Consider the following 18,487-nt stretch of genomic DNA (forward strand, 5'->3'; position numbering starts at 1 on the left):
CAGGCCTCATCTTAGTCTCAAAATGATGACCCCGAATGCAGTACATAAAAAAGCCTTGGAGAAACACCCCAAGGCCTAAACTCAATCTAAAACCGTCAACTTATTTTAGGACGCGACACTCAAAGTGCTTATTAGTAAGCCATTACCTTCTTTTCCTTGCTGCTTTGGAACGCCAGGTCAATGACACGTGCTGTGCGGACCACCTCCTCCGGCTTTACAGCCAGTTCGGCACCGTCGACAATCGCATCATATACATTCTGGTAAAATGGCGCATAATCGCCGGCTTCGCTTTCGATGATCCCGGTAAATTCCTGGCTGGATAATTTCCCCCAACGGTTCTCAGGTTCTACACCCCACGGTTTTTCAGTCGGTAAAATGTTTTTGCGCAATGTTTCTTCCTGGGGATCAAGTCCGCCTTTTATAAAAGAACCTTTTGTGCCGTGGAGCACATATCTGAGTTGATTTTCATAAACCATCAGGCTGGATTTCAAAATCACCAGTTTGTCTTTGTAGCCCAGACGGACATCAAAATAATCGTCAATTTCACTGTGCGGGCGCACCGATCTTACATCAGCCGTCACCGTTTCAGGCTCGCCAAACAATACCAATGCCTGGTCGATCAAATGCGGGCCCAGGTTATACAGGTTACCACCGACCGGAACGCTTTTTTCCTTCCAGGATTCCGTCGGCACCACTTCCCGGTAACGGTCGTAGCGACTTTCATATTCCACGATATCGCCTAGTTTGCCTTCAGAGATCAGTTTTTTGAGTGTTAAAAAGTCGGAATCCCACCGACGGTTTTGATAAGCTGTCAGGATCAATCCTTTTTCTTTGGCGAGTTCCACTAGCTGTCTTGCCTCGGCTTCTGTTGCGGCAAAGGGTTTTTCGATCACCACATGTTTGCCATTTTCCAACGCGTCCATCGCATATGGAAAATGCGTGTCGTTGGGGGTACAGATAAATACAAGATCAATTTCCGGGTCGCTCAGCAGCTCATCAATCGATCTCGCATTGCCGATCTCAGGATCAAATTCCTGTGCCTCGTTTTTGGTCCTTTCGACAACCGTTTTGATTTTAAACCCCGGATTAGTACTCAAAAACGGAGAATGAAAATATCGGCCGGACAACCCAAACCCAATCAATCCGACATTAAGAAATTTTGAAGACATAGTTTTAAATTTTTACTTTAAGACAAAGGTAATTTTTAGGTTTAAAGAGTCAAGAGCTAGTTTACAGCATAAAAGGGATAGTTTTTGAGAATTAATATGTTGACTGTATATTTGACTAATACTAACTTCTTTTGCCATGACAACCGAGGAAAAGAAAATCGATCTGATCGGGAAGATTGTAAAGCTTGAAAGCGATGAACTGATAGACATGGTTAACGAATTGCTTAGGGGCAATACTCAGGAAGTTAGTTCCAGAAAACCCGGCTGGGGTAAAGGAATGATCCACCATATTTCCGACGATTTCAACGATTTTATTCCCCCTGAATTTCCGTCCTGATGAAGAGTTACTTAATTGACACACACATTTTGCTTTGGCATTCAGCGGGTAGTGGAAAGCTTTCTGGAGAAACTCTTGAAAAACTAAATTCTCCTGAAACCCGGCTTTTAGTTAGTACGGCCACATACTGGGAGATGACAATAAAGAAAAGTTTGGGTAAACTGGATTTGGCTGTCCCAATTTCCGACTTCTATTATTCTGCAGTAAGAAATTCTTTCTACACGATCCCCATTGATTTCAAGCATTTTCAGACCCTTGAAAACCTCCCATTGTTACACGCCGACCCATTTGACCGACTTATCATTTCGCAAGCTATTTCCGAAGATTTGACCATCATTACACAGGATCAAAAATTTAAACTTTACGAGCAATGGGTTTCCATTTTTTTGAATTGACTCTAATTTAAATTTTCAAGGCAATGCATACGCGACATACTTATCTCCCGATTTTGTGTTGAGCTTGCCGCCTCCGCAGGCTATGACGACATATTGTTTCCCATTCACTGAATAAGTACTTGGAGACGCATAGCCAGCTGCGGGTAACTGTGCTTCCCAGAGGATTTTTCCATTTGTTTTATCAAATGCCCGGATTTGTTCATCACGGCTTGCGGCGATAAACAACAAACCGCTTGACGTAACCAGCGGCCCGCCATAATTATCCGTCCCTGTTGGTGGAATTCCCTTTTTTGTCAATTCCTTATATTCACCTAACGGAACCTGCCAGCGGCGTTGTCCCGTGTTTAAGTCCAGTGCAGTTAATGTGCCCCACGGCGGCGTGCTTACCGGGTAGCCATTCCGGTCATACCAGCGATTGTAGCCGGTATGTTGGTAGGGAACGTCGCTCGCGGAACTGTTGGCCACGAGCTCACCGGAATCTTTGTTATTCAAAAACTCAATGATCGCATTGCGTTCTGCAAGTGATATGTGCGAAAATGACGGCATCATTCCTTTTCCGGTTTGCAGGATAGCCTGAATTTGCTCCTTTTTGAGCCGGTTGCCAACATTTAGCAAGGAAGGGTAGGAGCCGTCGTGATTGCCGGATTTGTCAGCGCCGTGGCAGGCTGCGCAATTGAGTTTGTATAGTTCAGCGCCGGTTGCGCCATTCCGGTTTTTAGGATTTGTTTTTTTTATTAATGAAGTGTAAACCGGAAGTTCTTTGGCCGGAATGTAAAGTATTCCGTCTTTGTCAGCCGCTGCGCCGCCCCATTGTGCCCCACCGTCGGTTCCGGGGAAAAAGACCGTCATTTTGGAGGTGATCGGAATGTAGGCGCTACCCGAGTTGGCGTTTTTGAGCAAAATTTCCAGTGAGTCGCGATCTGCTACAAATGCATTGAAATCTTTGGAAGTAAAGCTCTGGCGGGTAAACGGCACCGGCAAAGTGGGAATTGGCTGCGTTGGATGCAATTTCTCACCATGAATGGCTTCATAATCAAATGCAGTTTCCTTGATCGGAAATAGTGGCTTGCCGGTCACCCGGTCGAAAACGAACGTGTAACCTTGCTTGGTAATCTGTGCGACCGCATCGACCTGTTTTCCTTTATGTGTAACGGTGATCAGGTTAGGCGTTGTTGGTGGATCCCGGTCCCATATATCGTGATGTACAAGCTGGAAATGCCACAAACGTTTGCCAGTATTGGCATCAATTGCGATAAGACAGTTGGCAAACAAATTGGCACCCGGCCGGTTTCCGCCATAAAAATCGTAGGCAGCCGATCCGGTAGGAACGTACACGATGCCCCGCTCGCGGTCAATTGCGACGCCTGCCCAGGCATTTGCTCCTCCGAAATTTTTCCTGGCGGGTTGGGATAGCCAGGTTTCAGAGCCGAATTCACCTTTTTCAGGAATGGTTTTGAAAGTCCAGACAAGCTTGCCGGTAACCACATCAAATGCCCGGACATCGCCCAGCAATGCGCTTTCAGACTCGGCCACACGCGCACCGACGATGATCCGGTTTTTATAAATCGTATTGGGTGTGTTCGAAGAGACGAAGTCATCGGCTCCCGGTCGTTCGATGCCATTTTTAAGATTGATTTTTCCTTTCTCGCCAAAAGTTTGGATCAGTTTTCCAGTACTGGCGTCGATTCCATAAAGCCATTTGGAGGCGCCGAAGAAAATCCGTTTGTCGCTCCCATTACTCCAGTAGGTTACCCCGCGGCTGAGTGTGCCACCAGTTTCTGCCAGGTTGGTTTTCCAGATTTCTTTTCCAGTCGATGCGTCAATCGCAAACGCCTGGATATCGGCAGAAACCCCATAGAGTATTCCATTGATAATGATCGGATTACATTGGATCTGCGAGCGATTTCGTGTAGTGTCCGCGCCACCGGAGGCATAGGTCCACGCGACTTTTAGCTGGCCTACATTTTCTTTTGTGATCTGTTCCAGCGGGGAGTAGTGACTTCGCGCGCCGTCGCCATTGTATTCAGGCCAATCCTGCGTTTTTGGCGCTGAAACAAAAATAAAGCTGCTAATGAATAAAAAGCAGCTTATAAATAAAATGGGTAAATGCTTCATCAGTAAGGATTCATGATGGGATTAGGATGCCGTCCAGAGTTCTTTTGCTTTTTGCAGATCTCTTCTCATCGCATCAAAAACAACTTTATTATCGACTGTAATTTTATCCGCTCCCTGATCGGCCCCGCCTAATGGATATTCCAGGTGAAGGCAGATCGGCACATCCACTTTATTATCTTTCAGCAGTTTGAAGTATGTTTTGAAATCAACCATTCCTTCTCCCAATGGCACACTTTTCACTGCCCATTTGCCGCTCGCATTCTTATCCCAGACAAAATCTTTGAGAACGACGGTTTTAATATGCGGGCGTATGAGATTGAAACCGGTCTGCCACGAAAGCCCGCCTTCCACCGTGGCGTGACGAATGTCATATTGTGCGCCCATTGTCTGTTTATTAGCTTTTTGCAGAATGGTCCAGATCTCAAACATCGACGCGCCTACCATCCGGCCCGAATGGTTTTGATAACATCCGTTTAATCCGAGCTTACTGTTCAGCTTACTCAATCCGGCCATCTTTTCCTGATATTCAGTGAGTATGTCAGGAATGGACTTTTGCTCATTGTATTTATACCAATTCATCCGGTAATATTTGAAACCCAGGCCTGCTGCGGTTTCCAATACCTTCTTATCGAGCGGATTACCTGCATCTTCAACCGCCGTGCAAAACATCAGTGGCGTGAATCCAACCTTTTTCATGGCCTCGACAGCCATTGGCAGGTCATTTTCAACTTTTTCAGGAAGTACATGGCCTTTTGGTCTGATAGTCAGGTCGATACCGTCGAATCCGATTTCTTTTGCAGCCTCCGCCATATCCTGGTAATTCAGGAATTGCAGGTGTTTCGAGAATACGTTGATCTTGGGTACATCAGCAAATGAAGGATTTGGTTTTGAAAAAGCTTCATTGGCGATCATCGGGATCACACTTCCGGCGATAGCACTATTAATCAGGAAGTCGCGACGGGAAATTTGGTTGGTCATAATCTGGGTTTAGAAGTCACAAAACGGTGTTTTGCTTTTAGTTAGTCTATTAATGCTTCAAAAAAATCATTCGAATGGGATCGCTATCATAAGTGAGCAAATCCTCTTTTTTACCGGTGAATATAAAAAATGATTGACCGTCCGGCTGTTTAAGTAGTTTGAAATAAAGGACTCATCTCAGTAGAATCGCAGACTTTGATCTTTAAATTACTTTAATCAAGGCCTCATTTTTTATAATTATATGAAGACTGAAAACCTCAACCGGCGCGATTTCCTGAAAGCTGGCGCCGTCATTTCCTCTTTCATGATCGTCCCCAGGCATGTGCTTGGCAGGGGCTTCGTTGCTCCGAGCGACAAAGTTACCCTCGGGTTTATAGGCTGTGGAAGGCAGGCAAACGGCCTGCGAAACCGGTTCATCGATCTCCCCGATACACAAGTCGTCGCAGCTTCGGATGTATATGGTGTCAAACTCGAAACATTTGTGAATAACGTGAACAAGTGGTACACCGAAAAGCAACCTCAGAACAACTATAAGTCGGCGACGGGATATGCAGATTTTCGGGAACTACTGGCCAGAAAAGATATAGATGCGGTTGTGATCGCGTCTCCGGACCATTGGCATGCAGCCATGGCGGTTCGGGCAGCGGAAGCAGGTAAGGATATTTATTGTGAAAAACCATTGTCATTAACTGTTAAAGAAGGGCGGGCGATGGTGAATGCGGCACGGAAACACAACCGCGTTTTCCAGACGGGCAGCATGCAGCGTTCTTCCAAGGAATTTACGAAAGCTGTCCAGCTGGTGCGGAGTGGGGCAATTGGAAAAGTAAAAACGGTGTATGTCAATGTCGGCGGACCTCCAAAAGAGTGGGATCTGAAGAGCGAAACAAAACCGGAAGGTTTGAACTGGGATTTATGGATGGGCCCAAATGCATTGGAAAGACCTTACAATAATGAGCTAGCTCCGGCCATGGACGCGACTTTCTGGCCGAAATGGCGGGATTATATTGAGTTTGGCGGCGGCGGAATGACAGACTGGGGCGCACATATGTTGGATATCGCCCAGTGGGGATTAAATATGGATAGCTCCGGGCCAAGTGAACTCGTTTACAGCGAACCGGGCAAAGGGTTGGTTTACAAATATGCGAATGGGATTGAGGTGGTACACAGGCCTATCGAGGGAAAGCAGCATTGCCATTTTGTAGGTACCGACGGAGAAATATTTGTAGCCAGGGGAGAATTAAGAACGACGCCTGAAACTTTAAAGGACAAAGTTTTTGAAGCGGGAGATGCGGGCGTGTATGTGAGTGAAAGTCATTACAAAGACTTTTTGAATTCGATTAAATCGCGGAAACCACCGATTTGTGATGTAGAAACCGGTCACCGGACTGCATCCGTCTGCAACATCGGCAACATTGCGTATCGGCTGAAACGGTCGTTGAAATGGGACCCTCAAAAAGAGACATTCAATGACAAAGAGGCGGATAAGCTGCTAGGCAGAAGTATGCGGAAGGAATGGAAGGTGTAATAGGTTTACATTTCTTTTTGACAAAACCGGAGGTGCTGTACAGTATCTCCGGTTTTTGTTTCTCAACCATGCCGGGCGCATTGCGATAAATTTCCAGCGAGTTTTTCCAAAATGTGTATTTTTGTAAGATGACCTCCCAGCCTATGACCATAACTTTCAAAGGACTTGACGAACTGGACCGCGTGGCTGCGGAACTGCTCGAAACCGGCGGAAATATTCCGGTTTGGTTGTTTGAGGGTCAAATTGGGGCTGGAAAAACCACATTGATCAAAGCGCTTTGCAAAGCATTAGGTGTCAGATCACATGTTCAAAGTCCTACATTTTCACTGGTTAATGAGTATGATGCCGGTGACAGGCTCGTGTATCATTTTGATTTCTACCGCATTAAGGACGAGACCGAAGCGCTGGATATGGGAGTGGAGGAATACTTTGATTCGGGAGAATATTGTTTCGTGGAATGGCCGGATAAAATCGAATCTTTATGGCCCGCGAGCTATCTGAAATTACATCTTCAGGCCGATGAAAGTGGTATAAGAGTGTTAGAAGTAGTAAAAGTTTAGAGGTATTAAAATTGATTTACACTTTCATTTGCTAATTGATGGCGCAACCTCAGATTACTGGTTTTGAAGAACTTGCCAAGCAATCGGTGCTATATCCGCAAGAATCGTTGATGGCAGTCCGCAAGGATCAGAATTCACTACATATCGGTTTGCCGAAGGAAGTTTCTCTGCAGGAAAATCGCATTGCCCTCACACCGGATGCTGTCGGGATTCTAGTACGGAATGGACATGAAGTTTGGGTAGAAAATGATGCCGGGAAAGGAGCGAACCTCTCGGACCATGAATACAGTGAGGCGGGTGCCAAAATCGTGTATAGCCCGGAGGAAGTATACCAGGCAAAAGTGATCCTGAAAGTGGAGCCGGTGGTGGAAGAAGAGTTTCGTTACATTAAATCGGGTACGACACTGATCTCGGCATTGAATCTCCCGGCTCTGGAGAAACATTATTTTGAAAAACTCAATGAGTTGAAAGCCACGGGTATAGGCTATGAACTGATTGAAGATAAAGTGGGCGGAAAGCCAATTATCCGCGCAATGGGTGAAATTGCCGGAAGTACTGTTCTGTTAATAGCCGCGGAGTATCTCTCTACGCCAAACGGTGGCCGCGGTATCATTCTGGGCGGCATTACCGGAGTGCCGCCGACCAAAATTGTGATCCTGGGAGCGGGAACAGTCGCCGAGTATGCGACCCGCGCTGCCATTAGCGTGGGAGCGGACATTAAGGTTTTCGACAAACATATCTATCGTCTGCAAAGACTTAAATATTCGATCGGGCAAAACTTATATACCTCCATTATCGATTCGGACATTCTTGCGGAAGCCATTGCGCGCGCCGACGTGGTGATCGGGACAATGCGGGCAGAATATGGTATCAGTCCATTGGTTGTGACAAAGGAAATGGTTTCCCAGATGAAACCGGGCTCGGTGATCATCGATGTAAGTATCGATCAGGGAGGCTCATTTGAAACTTCGCGTATGACCACGCACAAAAACCCGATTTTTAAATACAATGACGTGATCCATTACTGCGTCCCGAATATTCCGAGCCGGGTTGCACATACGGCCAGCACTGCATTAAGCAATGTTTTTCTGCCATTTTTGCTGCAAACGGGCACAATCGGAGGTATAGAAGAAATGATTTACGCCAATCGTTGGTTTATGAAAGGAGTATACTGCCATAAAGGAACATTAACCAATTCCCACATCGCAAGAACATTCAATATGCGGTACAAGGATTTGACATTGCTGCTGGCGGCGAGGATGTAGTTGGCTATTAGCTATTAGCTATTAGCTTTTAGCTTTTTTGAGCGGATCTCGTAGTGTGACAGCTTATGCCGAACTTAAAGAATAATTTAATTAAAAAGCTAACGGCTATTAGCTTTTAGCTTTTTTGAGCGGATCTCGTAGTGTGACAGCTTATGCCGAACTTAAAGAATAATTTTAATTAAAAAGCTAACGGCTAAAAGCTTTTAGCTTTTTTGAGCAGATCTCGCAGTGTGACAGCTTATGCCGAACTTAAAGAATAATTTTAATTAAAAAGCTAACGGCTATTAGCTATTAGCTATTAGCTTTTAGCTTTTTTGAGCGGATCTCGCAGTGTGACAGCTTATGCCGAACTTAAAGAATAATTTTAATTAAAAAGCTAACGGCTAAAAGCTAACAGCTAATAGCTAAAAACCAATGATCAACAACAGCAACGAAAATGCCCTGATGGATGATGCCAACTCTCCCGAGTTGAATCAAAAATTGATGGGGAATATATCTCAGGATTTTGTGAAGGTCGCTGACCAGTTAAAGGAAGCTTCTTACCAGATCCGCAAACGCGGCTTTTCGGATTATCCGGTTTTTGCCGTGACAAACAATGAACTTCAAATCGGTGCACTTCTCATTGATTCCCAGGAGTTAGCAAACTTATATTCGTATCGCGCGTCGTTTTTGCAGGAATTCGTCGACCGTAAACTGGTAGGTGAGGAGTCGGTGGAAATGTTTACCGAGAACTATAAGAATGCAGACGAGTACTGCTGTCTTTTTGTATTGATCGGCGAATTCTCCGGATTTGTATTCGTGCCTTATCCCGAAGATTGATATCAATACTTCATTTCCGGGCCGTACACGAGGGAAATGGATCAGATGCCGCAAAATAAACAATCATTATTCAATGGTTAGTGGCGAAGGAAGTTTAGTCAAAAAAGTATAGATTTATCAACAAAATATTGATAATCAGATTAAACTGCCCCTTTATGGAAACTAAATTACTTTTAGAAAAAGAGTTGGAGCCTATTTTCCTTGAAAAATTCCCCCCTTTCTCAGACAGTGTTAAGGAATTTCTAGTCCAGTACGGCCCGTATTTCATTCTCATACTTTCCGTTTTCGGCCTTTTTGGTTTATTGACGGCATTTGGAATCGGCGGCGCAGCCATGGGAATGGGAGCGGTTTCGATCGGGATGGGATTCAATTTTTATGTCGGGGTCGTATTGATCGTCATCACCCTGATCATGTACCTGATGGCATTTACACCCCTCAGGGCACGCAAAAGATCAGGCTGGAACCTTTTGTATTATGCTTCGCTGATTAATGTGGTAACTCAATTGATCCAACTGAACATTATCGGAGCGTTAATCGGGGCATTAATCGGATTTTGGGTACTGTTTCAAATCCGTGGGAAATACATCTGAGATTGTCCTCAATCTCTTTGAAAGTGAAAGCGAGCGGTCATCCGCCCGCTTTTTTATTTTGCCGCTAATCCGTCAAATTGCGCTTTCTTACTTGTAACTTTATTTATGGGGGTTATACTTTGCATATTAGGCCCAGCCCGGAAGGGCCAACTCACCACCTACAACTTATGAATATTATAGAAGTCAGGAATGTTACCAAGGAATACTCCAACCACGTTGCCCTGGACGATGTAAGCATTTCGATTCCCAAAGGGTGTATTTTCGGTTTACTTGGTCCGAATGGAGCTGGAAAAACGTCGCTGATCCGGATCATTAACCAGATCACCGGGCCGGACAAAGGTGAAATTCTTTTTGATGGGCAATTATTAAACCAAAGCCACATTTCCCGGATCGGTTACCTCCCGGAGGAAAGGGGACTTTATAAAAAAATGAAAGTCGGTGAGCAACTTCTGTACCTCGCTCAGTTAAAAGGACTTTCGCAGAAGCAGGCCATGGAAAAGCTGAAAACCTGGTTTGTGAAATTCGATATCAAAACCTGGTGGGATAAAAGCGTATCCGACCTGTCGAAAGGAATGCAGCAAAAAGTACAGTTTGTCTCGACGGTACTTCACGAACCCGATCTCATCATTCTGGATGAACCTTTTTCCGGCTTTGATCCGATCAATGCCAACCTGATCCGCGACGAAATCCTGGAATTGAAACAAAAAGGAAGTACCATTATTTTCTCCACCCACCGAATGGAAACGGTGGAAGAACTTTGCGACTACATTGCATTGATCCATAAATCGAAAAAGGTGCTCGATGGCCCCAAAAAGCGGATCAAGGAACAGTTCAAAACGAACTCTTATTTTGTAGAATATAAGGGGAATTTGAACGGGCTGGAAAACAACTACCAAATTTTGAGCGAAAAAGAACTGGAAGACGGTTACCGCCGAACAACCATTCACCTGGACGAGAATACCAGCCCCAACGCGTTGTTATCTAGCCTGTTACCGACCGTTGAGATCCGGGCTTTTGGTGAGAACATCCCGAGTATGAGCGACATTTTTATGCGTTCGGTCAACGAAGTACCCGAAGCCTGACCAACCACTTCTCCCATTTAAACTTCTTCCAAATGCGCAATATTTTTCTTGTTATAAAAAGAGAATACCTGGTGAGGGTTAAGAAAAAGTCGTTTCTGATCATGACTTTACTTGCTCCATTGCTGTTTGTCGGTTTTTATGCCACCGTAATCTGGGTTGCCCTCGGTTCCGTCGATAAAAAAACCGTCCAGGTACTGGATGAAAGCGGCTTGTTCAAAAAAGAATTCAAAGATTCCGAAACCCTGAAATTCGTTTATGTGGATTCCAGCATCGATTCAGCCAAAGCGACATTTAAAGCCAGCGATGCCAATGCATTGGTTTTTATTCCAAAAAATGTGATCAGAGAACCGAAAGGTGTTCGGATTTATGCGGCAAAGAACGTCAGCATGGATTTGAAATCGGAGATAGAAAAGGTTATTGAGAAACAAATCGAAGACATTAAACTGTCGGAAGCCGGGATTACGCATAAAATTCTGGAAGATTCGAGGGTGAATGTGAGCTCTGAAACAATCAGCCTGAGCGAGGAAGGTGAAAAAACGAGCAGCTCGGGTGCGGCAACCGTAATCGGCGGGATCTGCGCATTCCTGATCTATATGTCCGTTTTTATATATGGTACCCAGGTCATGCGTGGAATTACTGAAGAAAAGACCAGTCGCATTGTGGAGGTGATTATTTCGTCCGTAAGACCATTTGAACTGATGCTCGGAAAGATCATTGGCGTCGCGCTCGTAGGTCTTACCCAATTTGTACTCTGGATCTTACTTACAACCGCATTAACCAGCGCGACTTCGGCGGTTTTGAGTAGCCGGATGCCAAAGGATTCGCCGCAGATGCAGCAGGAAATGGACATGATACAGAAAGGTATGCCTAACCAGAATATGCCCGGCGGCAATGTGGAAAATCCGGTGGCCGAAGTTCTCGGAGCTGTAAACAGTTTGAATATTCCGCTGATCCTGGGATGCTTTTTATTCTACTACCTGGGTGGCTACCTGCTTTACAGCGCACTTTTCGGCGCGGTAGGTGCGGCTGTTGATAACGATGCCGATACCCAGCAATTCATGCTGCCGATTACATTACCTATTATTTTTTCCTTTGTTTTTGCTCAATTCGTACTCCGCGATCCGGACGGTACACTCGCCTTCTGGACGTCCATGATCCCTTTTACGTCGCCCATCATCATGATGGTCCGGATTCCTTTCGGCGTGCCGGCTTGGGAAATTGCTCTGTCGATGGTACTGCTGGTTTTAGGTTTTATGGGTACTACTTGGCTTGCAGCGCGGATCTACAGGGTTGGGATATTGATGTATGGAAAGAAAGTCACGTATAAAGAGCTGGCAAAATGGATATTCTACAAATGATCTCTTAACACTTTTTAAGAGAGTGAAAACCTTGCCGTTGTGGTAAAATTGCTAATTTTGCCGATCATTGATAAAACTGCCCGGTGAGAGCGACTATCTTCACGTTGTGCATTTAAACTTTTCAAATTTACTTTCTTTCAGATGACCCGTTTCAACCGTTACAACAACCTTACGGGTTGGATTGTATTCGCAATAGCATTCGTCACCTACGCACTCACAGTTGAGCGAACAGCCAGTTTTTGGGATTGCGGCGAGTTTATTGCCTGTGCATTCAAGTTACAGGTTCCTCACCCACCCGGTGCACCTTTTTTCTTATTAATTGGCCGCCTTTTCTCCCTTTTGGCATTCGGTGATCTCACTAATGTAGCTTACTGGATCAACATGGTTTCCGTGCTGAGCAGCGCATTTACCATTCTTTTCCTGTTCTGGACGATCACGCTGCTTGTTCGCAAACTGATCTCAAAGACTGATTCCGAACTGACCCAGGGTGATATCATACTTTTAATGGGCGCGGGGATTGTCGGTTCACTTGCTTATACCTGGTCCGATTCCTTCTGGTTTTCCGCGGTTGAGGCCGAGGTTTACGGGATGTCATCGTTCTTTACCGCCATTGTGATCTGGGCTGTTTTTAAATGGGAGCGCGTCGAAGATCCTGCTGCTGAGAACCGCTGGCTGATCCTGATCGCCTACCTGGTGGGACTTTCCATTGGCGTCCATTTGCTGAACCTGGTAACAATTCCTGCATTGGCGCTGGTTTATTATTTCAAAAAATACCCTAAGACAAGCGTTTTCGGAGGGATTCTTGCATTTGTCGGTGGGCTCGTTGTTCTGGCGATCATTAATTCCGGTATTATTCCCGGGCTGCCAAGTGTTGCCGGGAAATTCGAGATCTTTTTTGTCAATTCGCTGGGCATGCCATATAAGTCCGGTGTGATTTTCTTCATTGTTATTTTCATCGGCGCGCTCATCTGGGGAATCCGTTATTCGCATCAGAAAGAGAAAGTTCTATTAAATACCGGCCTGCTTTCGCTGGCATTTGTCCTGATAGGCTACGCAAGTTACCTGATGGTTTTAGTTCGTGCCGAGTACAATCCGCCCATTAATGAAAACAATCCGAATGATGTTCTGAGCTTCGTTTCATACCTGAAAAGAGAGCAGTACGGCAGCCGCCCGCTGCTTTACGGGCCCTCTTTTGTTTCAAGACCAATCAGCCAGAAACGTGGTGCGCCGATGTACCGCAAGCAGGATGGCAAATATGCCATTTACGACTATCGTCCTGAATATGAGTACGAACCGGGAAGCAGCATGTTGTTGCCAAGGATGTACAGTACCCAATCCGGGCACCCGCAGCTTTACCAGCAAATGACCGGACTTGCAGAGGGACAAAAGCCGACGATGGTCAACAACCTGTCGTTTATGTTCAGGCATCAGATCGGGCACATGTACTGGAGATATTTTCTCTGGAATTTTGTGGGAAGAGAAAGTGATGAGGAAGGTGCGGGAAATATGCTTCCCTGGAATGCCGGCAAGAAATATCCGGAGCCCATTGAGAACAACAAGGCGCATGATAACTTCTTTATGCTGCCGTTTTTACTGGGACTATTTGGCGTCGTGATCCTTTATTTCCGACAAAAACGCGACTTACTCGTGCTCGGGCTTTTGTTTCTTCTTACCGGAGTCGCATTGGTGGTTTACCTCAATTCACCGCCTACCGAGCCTCGCGAAAGGGATTACATTTATGTTGGGTCATTCTATATATTCTGTATCTGGATCGGTTATGGCGTGATCGCTATTGCTGACGCGATCAGTAAATTCATTCAGAATGCTACCACGCGTGCTGGCGTTGCAACTGCATTGGGGTTAGTTGTACCTGTCATTATGGGCGCCAAAGGTTGGGATAACCATAATCGCAGCCATCGCTACCACTCTGTGGATTTTGCCAAAAACCTCTTGAACTCGTGCGCACCGAATGCGATCCTGTTTACCGGTGGGGATAACGATACGTTTCCATTATGGTACGTTCAGGAAGTGGAAGGTTTCCGTACCGATGTTCGTGTGTGTAACCTTAGCTTGCTGGGTACCGACTGGTATATCGATCAGATGAAACGCAAAACATACCTGTCGGAAGCATTGCCGATTTCACTGGAAAAGGGCAATTATGCTTTTGGTAAAAACGATATTGTGCCTTTCTATGAGATTCCAAGTGTCAAAAACGGGATTAATCTGAAAGAATACCTTGGCCTTGTAAAACAGGAAAACAAAGCGATCCAGGTTCCGTTGACGAGTGGCGATATGACTTCCATTCTTCCTTCGTCGGTTTTGTTCCTGCCTGTGAATGCAGAAGCGGTTAAGAAAATGAATATCATTAAAAGCGACCTGCTTCCGTTTGTGAGTGATTCGATCAGCTGGACAATCGGGAAAGGTGATTTGTATAAATCGGACCTGATCATGCTGGATATCATCGCAACCAATGACTGGAAACGTCCGATCTATTTCTCATCTACATTAGGCGGGTCAAGCTATTTGAACCTCAAAGAATACATGCAGCTGGAAGGTTACGCATATCGGTTGTTGCCGGTAAAAGTACCAGGTGCGAGCGATGGCTACGTGAATGCGGATGTGATGTACAACAACTTGATGACCAAAATGTTCTGGCGTGAACTGGATAATCCGAACACGTATTACGACAACACATATCTCGGCTCGCCGGTAGCTACTGCGCGTATTGCATTTTTAAGGTTAGCTGGCCAGCTGATTGCAGACGGCAGAAAAGACGAAGCCAAAAAAGCGATTGATAAGTCGCTGGCTACCATGCCGGACAAGAGCATTCCATACGATCAGTTTTCGGCAAACTTCATCGGGCCGTTATTCGACCTTGGAGAAACGAAACGTGGTTTGGAGATCGCTGAAACCATGGCAAACCGCGCCGACGAAGTGCTGACGTGGGCCAAAGAAAACGGCACAACAAAACGTCGTGACAGCAATGTGTACCTGTATATCCTGCAAATCATTGTACAGGAATGCCGCGAAGCTAAACAGGAAGCAGCCGCTAAGAAATACGAGCTTGTATTCCAAAAACACCTCGCCGCTCTTAATATGTATGGCGGGCAGTAGCTCCCTTCGATTGCGCTCAGGGTGACAACGAATTGTCATTCTGAGCGCAGTCGAAGAACGCTACTTCTAATCCATCTTTACCTTCACCCAAACCAGCCGGTGGTCAGAACTTGACTCGCGTTTCTCGACAAGTTCGGCCATCGGCTCGTTTTTGGCTGGCCAGAATACCCCGCTATCCAGGACCTGAAACCCTTTTTTTGACGGTAACACATAATCCGCCCGCATTCTCCAGAAAGCGGTGTGATTTCTGCTGAATGCATTCGAGGCACTATGTTCCGCTCCGCCTTTGCTTGCCGGCGCCATGGAGCTGTTCACATTTGGATTGGCTAAAAGTGATTTGATCCCGGCCGAAATCGCATTGCCTTCGTCAGGTGAGGCATTCTGGTCGCCCAGTATTACAAAACGCGAACCTGCTCGCAAGCCGCCTTTTGCGCCTTTATCATCATAAATATATCCGGCCTTTCCCTCGTTGATGTAGTCATTCCAGAAACGGATCTCGTCATGGTTACGTTTTCCATTGCGGTCTTCGGCGCCGTCGAAGCTCGGAGGCGTTGGGTGGCTGGCCAGAAAGTGGATCGTTTCGTTACCTACTTTTACAGGAATATCCCAATGCGATTTGGACGAAAGCGGAAACTGGTTCCAGGCGTCTGGCACGTACCAGTCACTTCCATCCGCTTTTTTAATCGTTAATGCACCTGGCATGTCTTTCCATTTGAAATGCTGAAATGTGCGGACCTGCGCCGTTTCAATCGGGTACTTCGATAAAAGTACCATTCCGTATTGCCCCGGATAATTGCCGAATCCCCATGCATCATTTCCATACTGGTCCATTTTTCCGTCGTTGTTCAAATCGTAGGGACTTGGCTGGCCGGTATTTACAGTTGAATAATAGTAATACGGGAAGTCAATGCCTTTCAATCCATCTGCATCTTCCTTCAAATAAGCTTTTACAAATTGCAGAACACCTGCATCAGGATCTTTGATGTAGTCAAATTCATTGAGCAGGATCACATCCGGCCGAACCGTTTTAATAATCTTCGCGATATTTTTGATCTGCGCATTCTGGCCAGATGCAAGCTCTTTGACCAAAACCTGCTCCGAATTGCCGGGAGTGCCGCGAGGAAAGTAATTTTCAGCCTCCATACTCACGTTGTAAGTCGCGAATGTGAGCTCGGCAGGAGCGGGAGATTGGGCGAATAATGTGCCACAATTAAACATAAGGAAAGTAAGGATGACTTTTTTCATTGCATTGGGTTGATGACAATTGTTTGTCAAAAGTACGGTTTGATCAAACTAAAAAGAGCCACTTCAATGCAGAAATGGCTCTTTTTGTATATTAAGTTTTTATTAATCAATGAAAGAAATCCTTCATTTTATCGAAAAAACCCTTCTCGTTCTTTCCCGGCTTAGGCTGGAAATTCGGAGAATGACGCAACGATTCGAGCGTTTCGCGTTCGTCGGCAGAAAGTTGCTGAGGCGTCCATACATTGATATGGACCAGCTGATCTCCTTTTCCGTACCCATTCAGGTCTTTAATTCCTTTGCCTTTCAAACGAAGGATTTTGCCGGCCTGCGTTCCCTGCTCTACGGTAATCCTCGCTTTTCCGTCGATGGTCGGTATTTCCACGGAAGTACCCAATGCAGCGTCTACAAAGCTTAAATGCATGTCGAACACCACATTATTGCCATCTCTCTTCAATTGCGCATCTTCTTCTTCCTCGATTACGATCAGCAGATCGCCGGCTACTCCGCCACGCGCAGGAACATTCCCTTTGCCAGACATTGAAAGCTGCATTCCTTCTGCCACACCACCCGGGATGTTCAGCGTGATCAGATCGTCCTGCAATAATCTTCCTTCTCCCGCGCACGAATCGCAGCGTTCGCTGATAATCTTTCCGTCGCCGTTACAAGTCGGGCAGGTGCTGGTCGAAACCATTTGTCCGAGCATGGTACTTACCACTTTTCGTACCTGTCCCGTTCCATTACAACCGTTACAGTTCGTTAATGAAGTACCGTGTTTCGCGCCGTTTCCGCCGCAGGTTGTGCAGGTTACGTGGCGTTTTACCTTTATTTTTTTCTCAGTACCGTTCGCAACTTCTTCCAGGTTCAGTTTTAATTTGATACGTAAATCCGACCCTTTTCTCACACGACGGCCATTTCCGCCACCCTGGCGTCCGAAAATATCGCCGAATGGGCTGCTATCTCCGAAAATATCGCCAAACTGGGAGAAGATATCATCCATGGAGAATCCGCCGCCAAATCCGCCTGCACCTGCTCCGGATGCACCGCTCACACCGGCATGACCATATTGATCATAACGTGCGCGCTTGTTTTCGTCGCTCAGGATACTGTATGCTTCCGCCGCTTCTTTAAATTTATCTTCGGCAGTAGGATCATCCGGGTTTTTGTCCGGATGGAATTTGATTGCCAGCTTTCTGTAGGCTTTCTTAATGTCATCGGCGCTCGCACCACGATCCACTCCAAGTACCTCGTAATAATCTCTTTTCTTTGCCATTTTAGTTGCTTAATAAATGCTGTAAGGAAGGTTGGGCCAGATCAGGAGCCTACGATCACCTTGGCGTAGCGAATAACTTTATCGTTAAGGTAATACCCTTTTTCAATCTCATCAATCACTTTCCCTTTCTGATCCTCGCTGGGGGCGGGAAACTGCGCAATCGACTCATGTATCTCAGCATCAAAGCTTTCACCTTTCGATACCATCGGTTTTAAACCTTTTGATTCAAGCGCTTTAAAAAGTTTGGTGTAAATGAGGTCAACACCTTCTTTTAACGCCTCGATATCTGTCGAAGAATCGAAAGAAACTTTTGCACGCTCAAAATCATCTACAATCGGCAGAATAAGTTTCACAGTGTCAGCGCTGGCACCGGAGATCATGTCCAGTTTTTCCTTTGCAGTCCGTCTGCGGAAGTTTTCGAAATCAGCGTACAGACGTAAATATTTATCTTTTAACTCTGCGATCTCCGATTTGGCAGCATCCAGCGGATCTGAGGCTGGTGCAGCTTCATTATTAATTTCCTGACCGGCATTGTCCAAGGGAACCGAATTGGTTGCTTCTTCTTCGCCCACCAGATTGTCAGCTTCTACTGGCTCTTTGTCCTCGTTCATCTCGTATTTTTTGTCTTGATCTATGTTGAATTCTGTATTTTCCGGCATAACTAT

General features: G+C 45.8%; 16 protein-coding genes. 10 read left to right on the plus strand and 6 right to left on the minus strand.

All coding sequences use genetic code 11. The features are described from left to right. Nucleotides 1–131: 131 nt before the first annotated feature. Nucleotides 132–1,169, minus strand: coding sequence for a Gfo/Idh/MocA family oxidoreductase (locus LZG72_RS20600; RefSeq protein WP_233876647.1), 1,038 nt, complete (start codon nt 1,167–1,169; stop codon nt 132–134). A 136-nt stretch (nt 1,170–1,305) separates the two neighbouring features. On the opposite strand from LZG72_RS20600, the gene LZG72_RS20605 reads away from it, so the two are divergent. Beyond that, nucleotides 1,306–1,506: a hypothetical protein gene (locus tag LZG72_RS20605; RefSeq protein WP_233876649.1), complete on the plus strand. Its 201-nt coding sequence runs from the start codon at nt 1,306–1,308 to the stop codon at nt 1,504–1,506. Further along, nucleotides 1,506–1,901, plus strand: coding sequence for a type II toxin-antitoxin system VapC family toxin (locus tag LZG72_RS20610; protein WP_233876651.1), 396 nt, complete (start codon nt 1,506–1,508; stop codon nt 1,899–1,901). Before LZG72_RS20605 ends, LZG72_RS20610 begins: the two co-directional genes overlap by 1 nt. Nucleotides 1,902–1,916: 15 nt before the next feature. Here the strand turns inward: LZG72_RS20610 and LZG72_RS20615 are convergent, their stop codons facing one another. After that, nucleotides 1,917–4,016, minus strand: a complete 2,100-nt coding sequence (locus LZG72_RS20615) for a PQQ-binding-like beta-propeller repeat protein (protein WP_233876653.1) — start codon at nt 4,014–4,016, stop codon at nt 1,917–1,919. A 21-nt stretch (nt 4,017–4,037) separates the two neighbouring features. After that, nucleotides 4,038–4,994 (minus strand): sugar phosphate isomerase/epimerase, encoded by a 957-nt coding sequence (locus tag LZG72_RS20620; RefSeq protein WP_233876655.1) that lies wholly within the window; start codon nt 4,992–4,994, stop codon nt 4,038–4,040. 241 nt (nt 4,995–5,235) lie between these two features. Here LZG72_RS20620 and LZG72_RS20625 point away from each other — a divergent pair, with 241 nt between their 5' ends. The 8 genes from LZG72_RS20625 to LZG72_RS20660 all read left to right on the plus strand — a co-directional run bounded on the left by LZG72_RS20625 (nt 5,236) and on the right by LZG72_RS20660 (nt 15,307). After that, the gene (locus LZG72_RS20625; RefSeq protein ID WP_233876657.1) at nt 5,236–6,519 is read left to right on the plus strand and encodes a Gfo/Idh/MocA family protein; all 1,284 of its coding nucleotides are present in this window, start codon (nt 5,236–5,238) and stop codon (nt 6,517–6,519) included. Nucleotides 6,520–6,662: 143 nt separating this feature from the next. Beyond that, complete coding sequence (gene tsaE, locus LZG72_RS20630; RefSeq protein WP_233876658.1) at nt 6,663–7,079, plus strand: tRNA (adenosine(37)-N6)-threonylcarbamoyltransferase complex ATPase subunit type 1 TsaE; 417 nt, start codon at nt 6,663–6,665, stop codon at nt 7,077–7,079. 38 nt (nt 7,080–7,117) lie between these two features. Beyond that, complete coding sequence (locus LZG72_RS20635; RefSeq protein WP_233876660.1) at nt 7,118–8,344, plus strand: alanine dehydrogenase; 1,227 nt, start codon at nt 7,118–7,120, stop codon at nt 8,342–8,344. Nucleotides 8,345–8,758: 414 nt separating this feature from the next. Beyond that, nucleotides 8,759–9,163: a hypothetical protein gene (locus tag LZG72_RS20640; RefSeq protein WP_233876662.1), complete on the plus strand. Its 405-nt coding sequence runs from the start codon at nt 8,759–8,761 to the stop codon at nt 9,161–9,163. Between the two features lie 155 nt (nt 9,164–9,318). After that, complete coding sequence (locus tag LZG72_RS20645) at nt 9,319–9,753, plus strand: hypothetical protein (RefSeq protein WP_233876663.1); 435 nt, start codon at nt 9,319–9,321, stop codon at nt 9,751–9,753. 167 nt (nt 9,754–9,920) lie between these two features. Beyond that, nucleotides 9,921–10,835, plus strand: a complete 915-nt coding sequence (locus LZG72_RS20650; protein WP_233876665.1) for an ABC transporter ATP-binding protein — start codon at nt 9,921–9,923, stop codon at nt 10,833–10,835. A gap of 32 nt (nt 10,836–10,867) precedes the next feature. Next, nucleotides 10,868–12,193 carry an ABC transporter permease gene (locus LZG72_RS20655; protein WP_233876667.1) on the plus strand — a complete coding sequence of 442 codons (1,326 nt, stop codon included), beginning with the start codon at nt 10,868–10,870 and terminating at the stop codon, nt 12,191–12,193. A gap of 141 nt (nt 12,194–12,334) precedes the next feature. Continuing rightward, the gene (locus LZG72_RS20660) at nt 12,335–15,307 is read left to right on the plus strand and encodes a DUF2723 domain-containing protein (RefSeq protein WP_233876669.1); all 2,973 of its coding nucleotides are present in this window, start codon (nt 12,335–12,337) and stop codon (nt 15,305–15,307) included. Between the two features lie 66 nt (nt 15,308–15,373). Here the strand turns inward: LZG72_RS20660 and LZG72_RS20665 are convergent, their stop codons facing one another. The 3 genes from LZG72_RS20665 to LZG72_RS20675 form a co-directional block, all read right to left on the minus strand. Further along, nucleotides 15,374–16,552, minus strand: coding sequence for an endonuclease/exonuclease/phosphatase family protein (locus tag LZG72_RS20665; RefSeq protein WP_233876671.1), 1,179 nt, complete (start codon nt 16,550–16,552; stop codon nt 15,374–15,376). Nucleotides 16,553–16,658: 106 nt separating this feature from the next. Further along, a complete protein-coding gene (gene dnaJ / locus LZG72_RS20670; protein WP_233876672.1) occupies nt 16,659–17,822 on the minus strand; it encodes a molecular chaperone DnaJ in 1,164 nt (387 codons plus the stop codon). 41 nt (nt 17,823–17,863) lie between these two features. Further along, the gene (locus LZG72_RS20675; protein WP_233876674.1) at nt 17,864–18,481 is read right to left on the minus strand and encodes a nucleotide exchange factor GrpE; all 618 of its coding nucleotides are present in this window, start codon (nt 18,479–18,481) and stop codon (nt 17,864–17,866) included. Nucleotides 18,482–18,487 lie beyond the last annotated feature (6 nt).

It is taken from the genome of Dyadobacter sp. CY323, from assembly GCF_021390245.1.
Taxonomy (GTDB): domain Bacteria; phylum Bacteroidota; class Bacteroidia; order Cytophagales; family Spirosomataceae; genus Dyadobacter.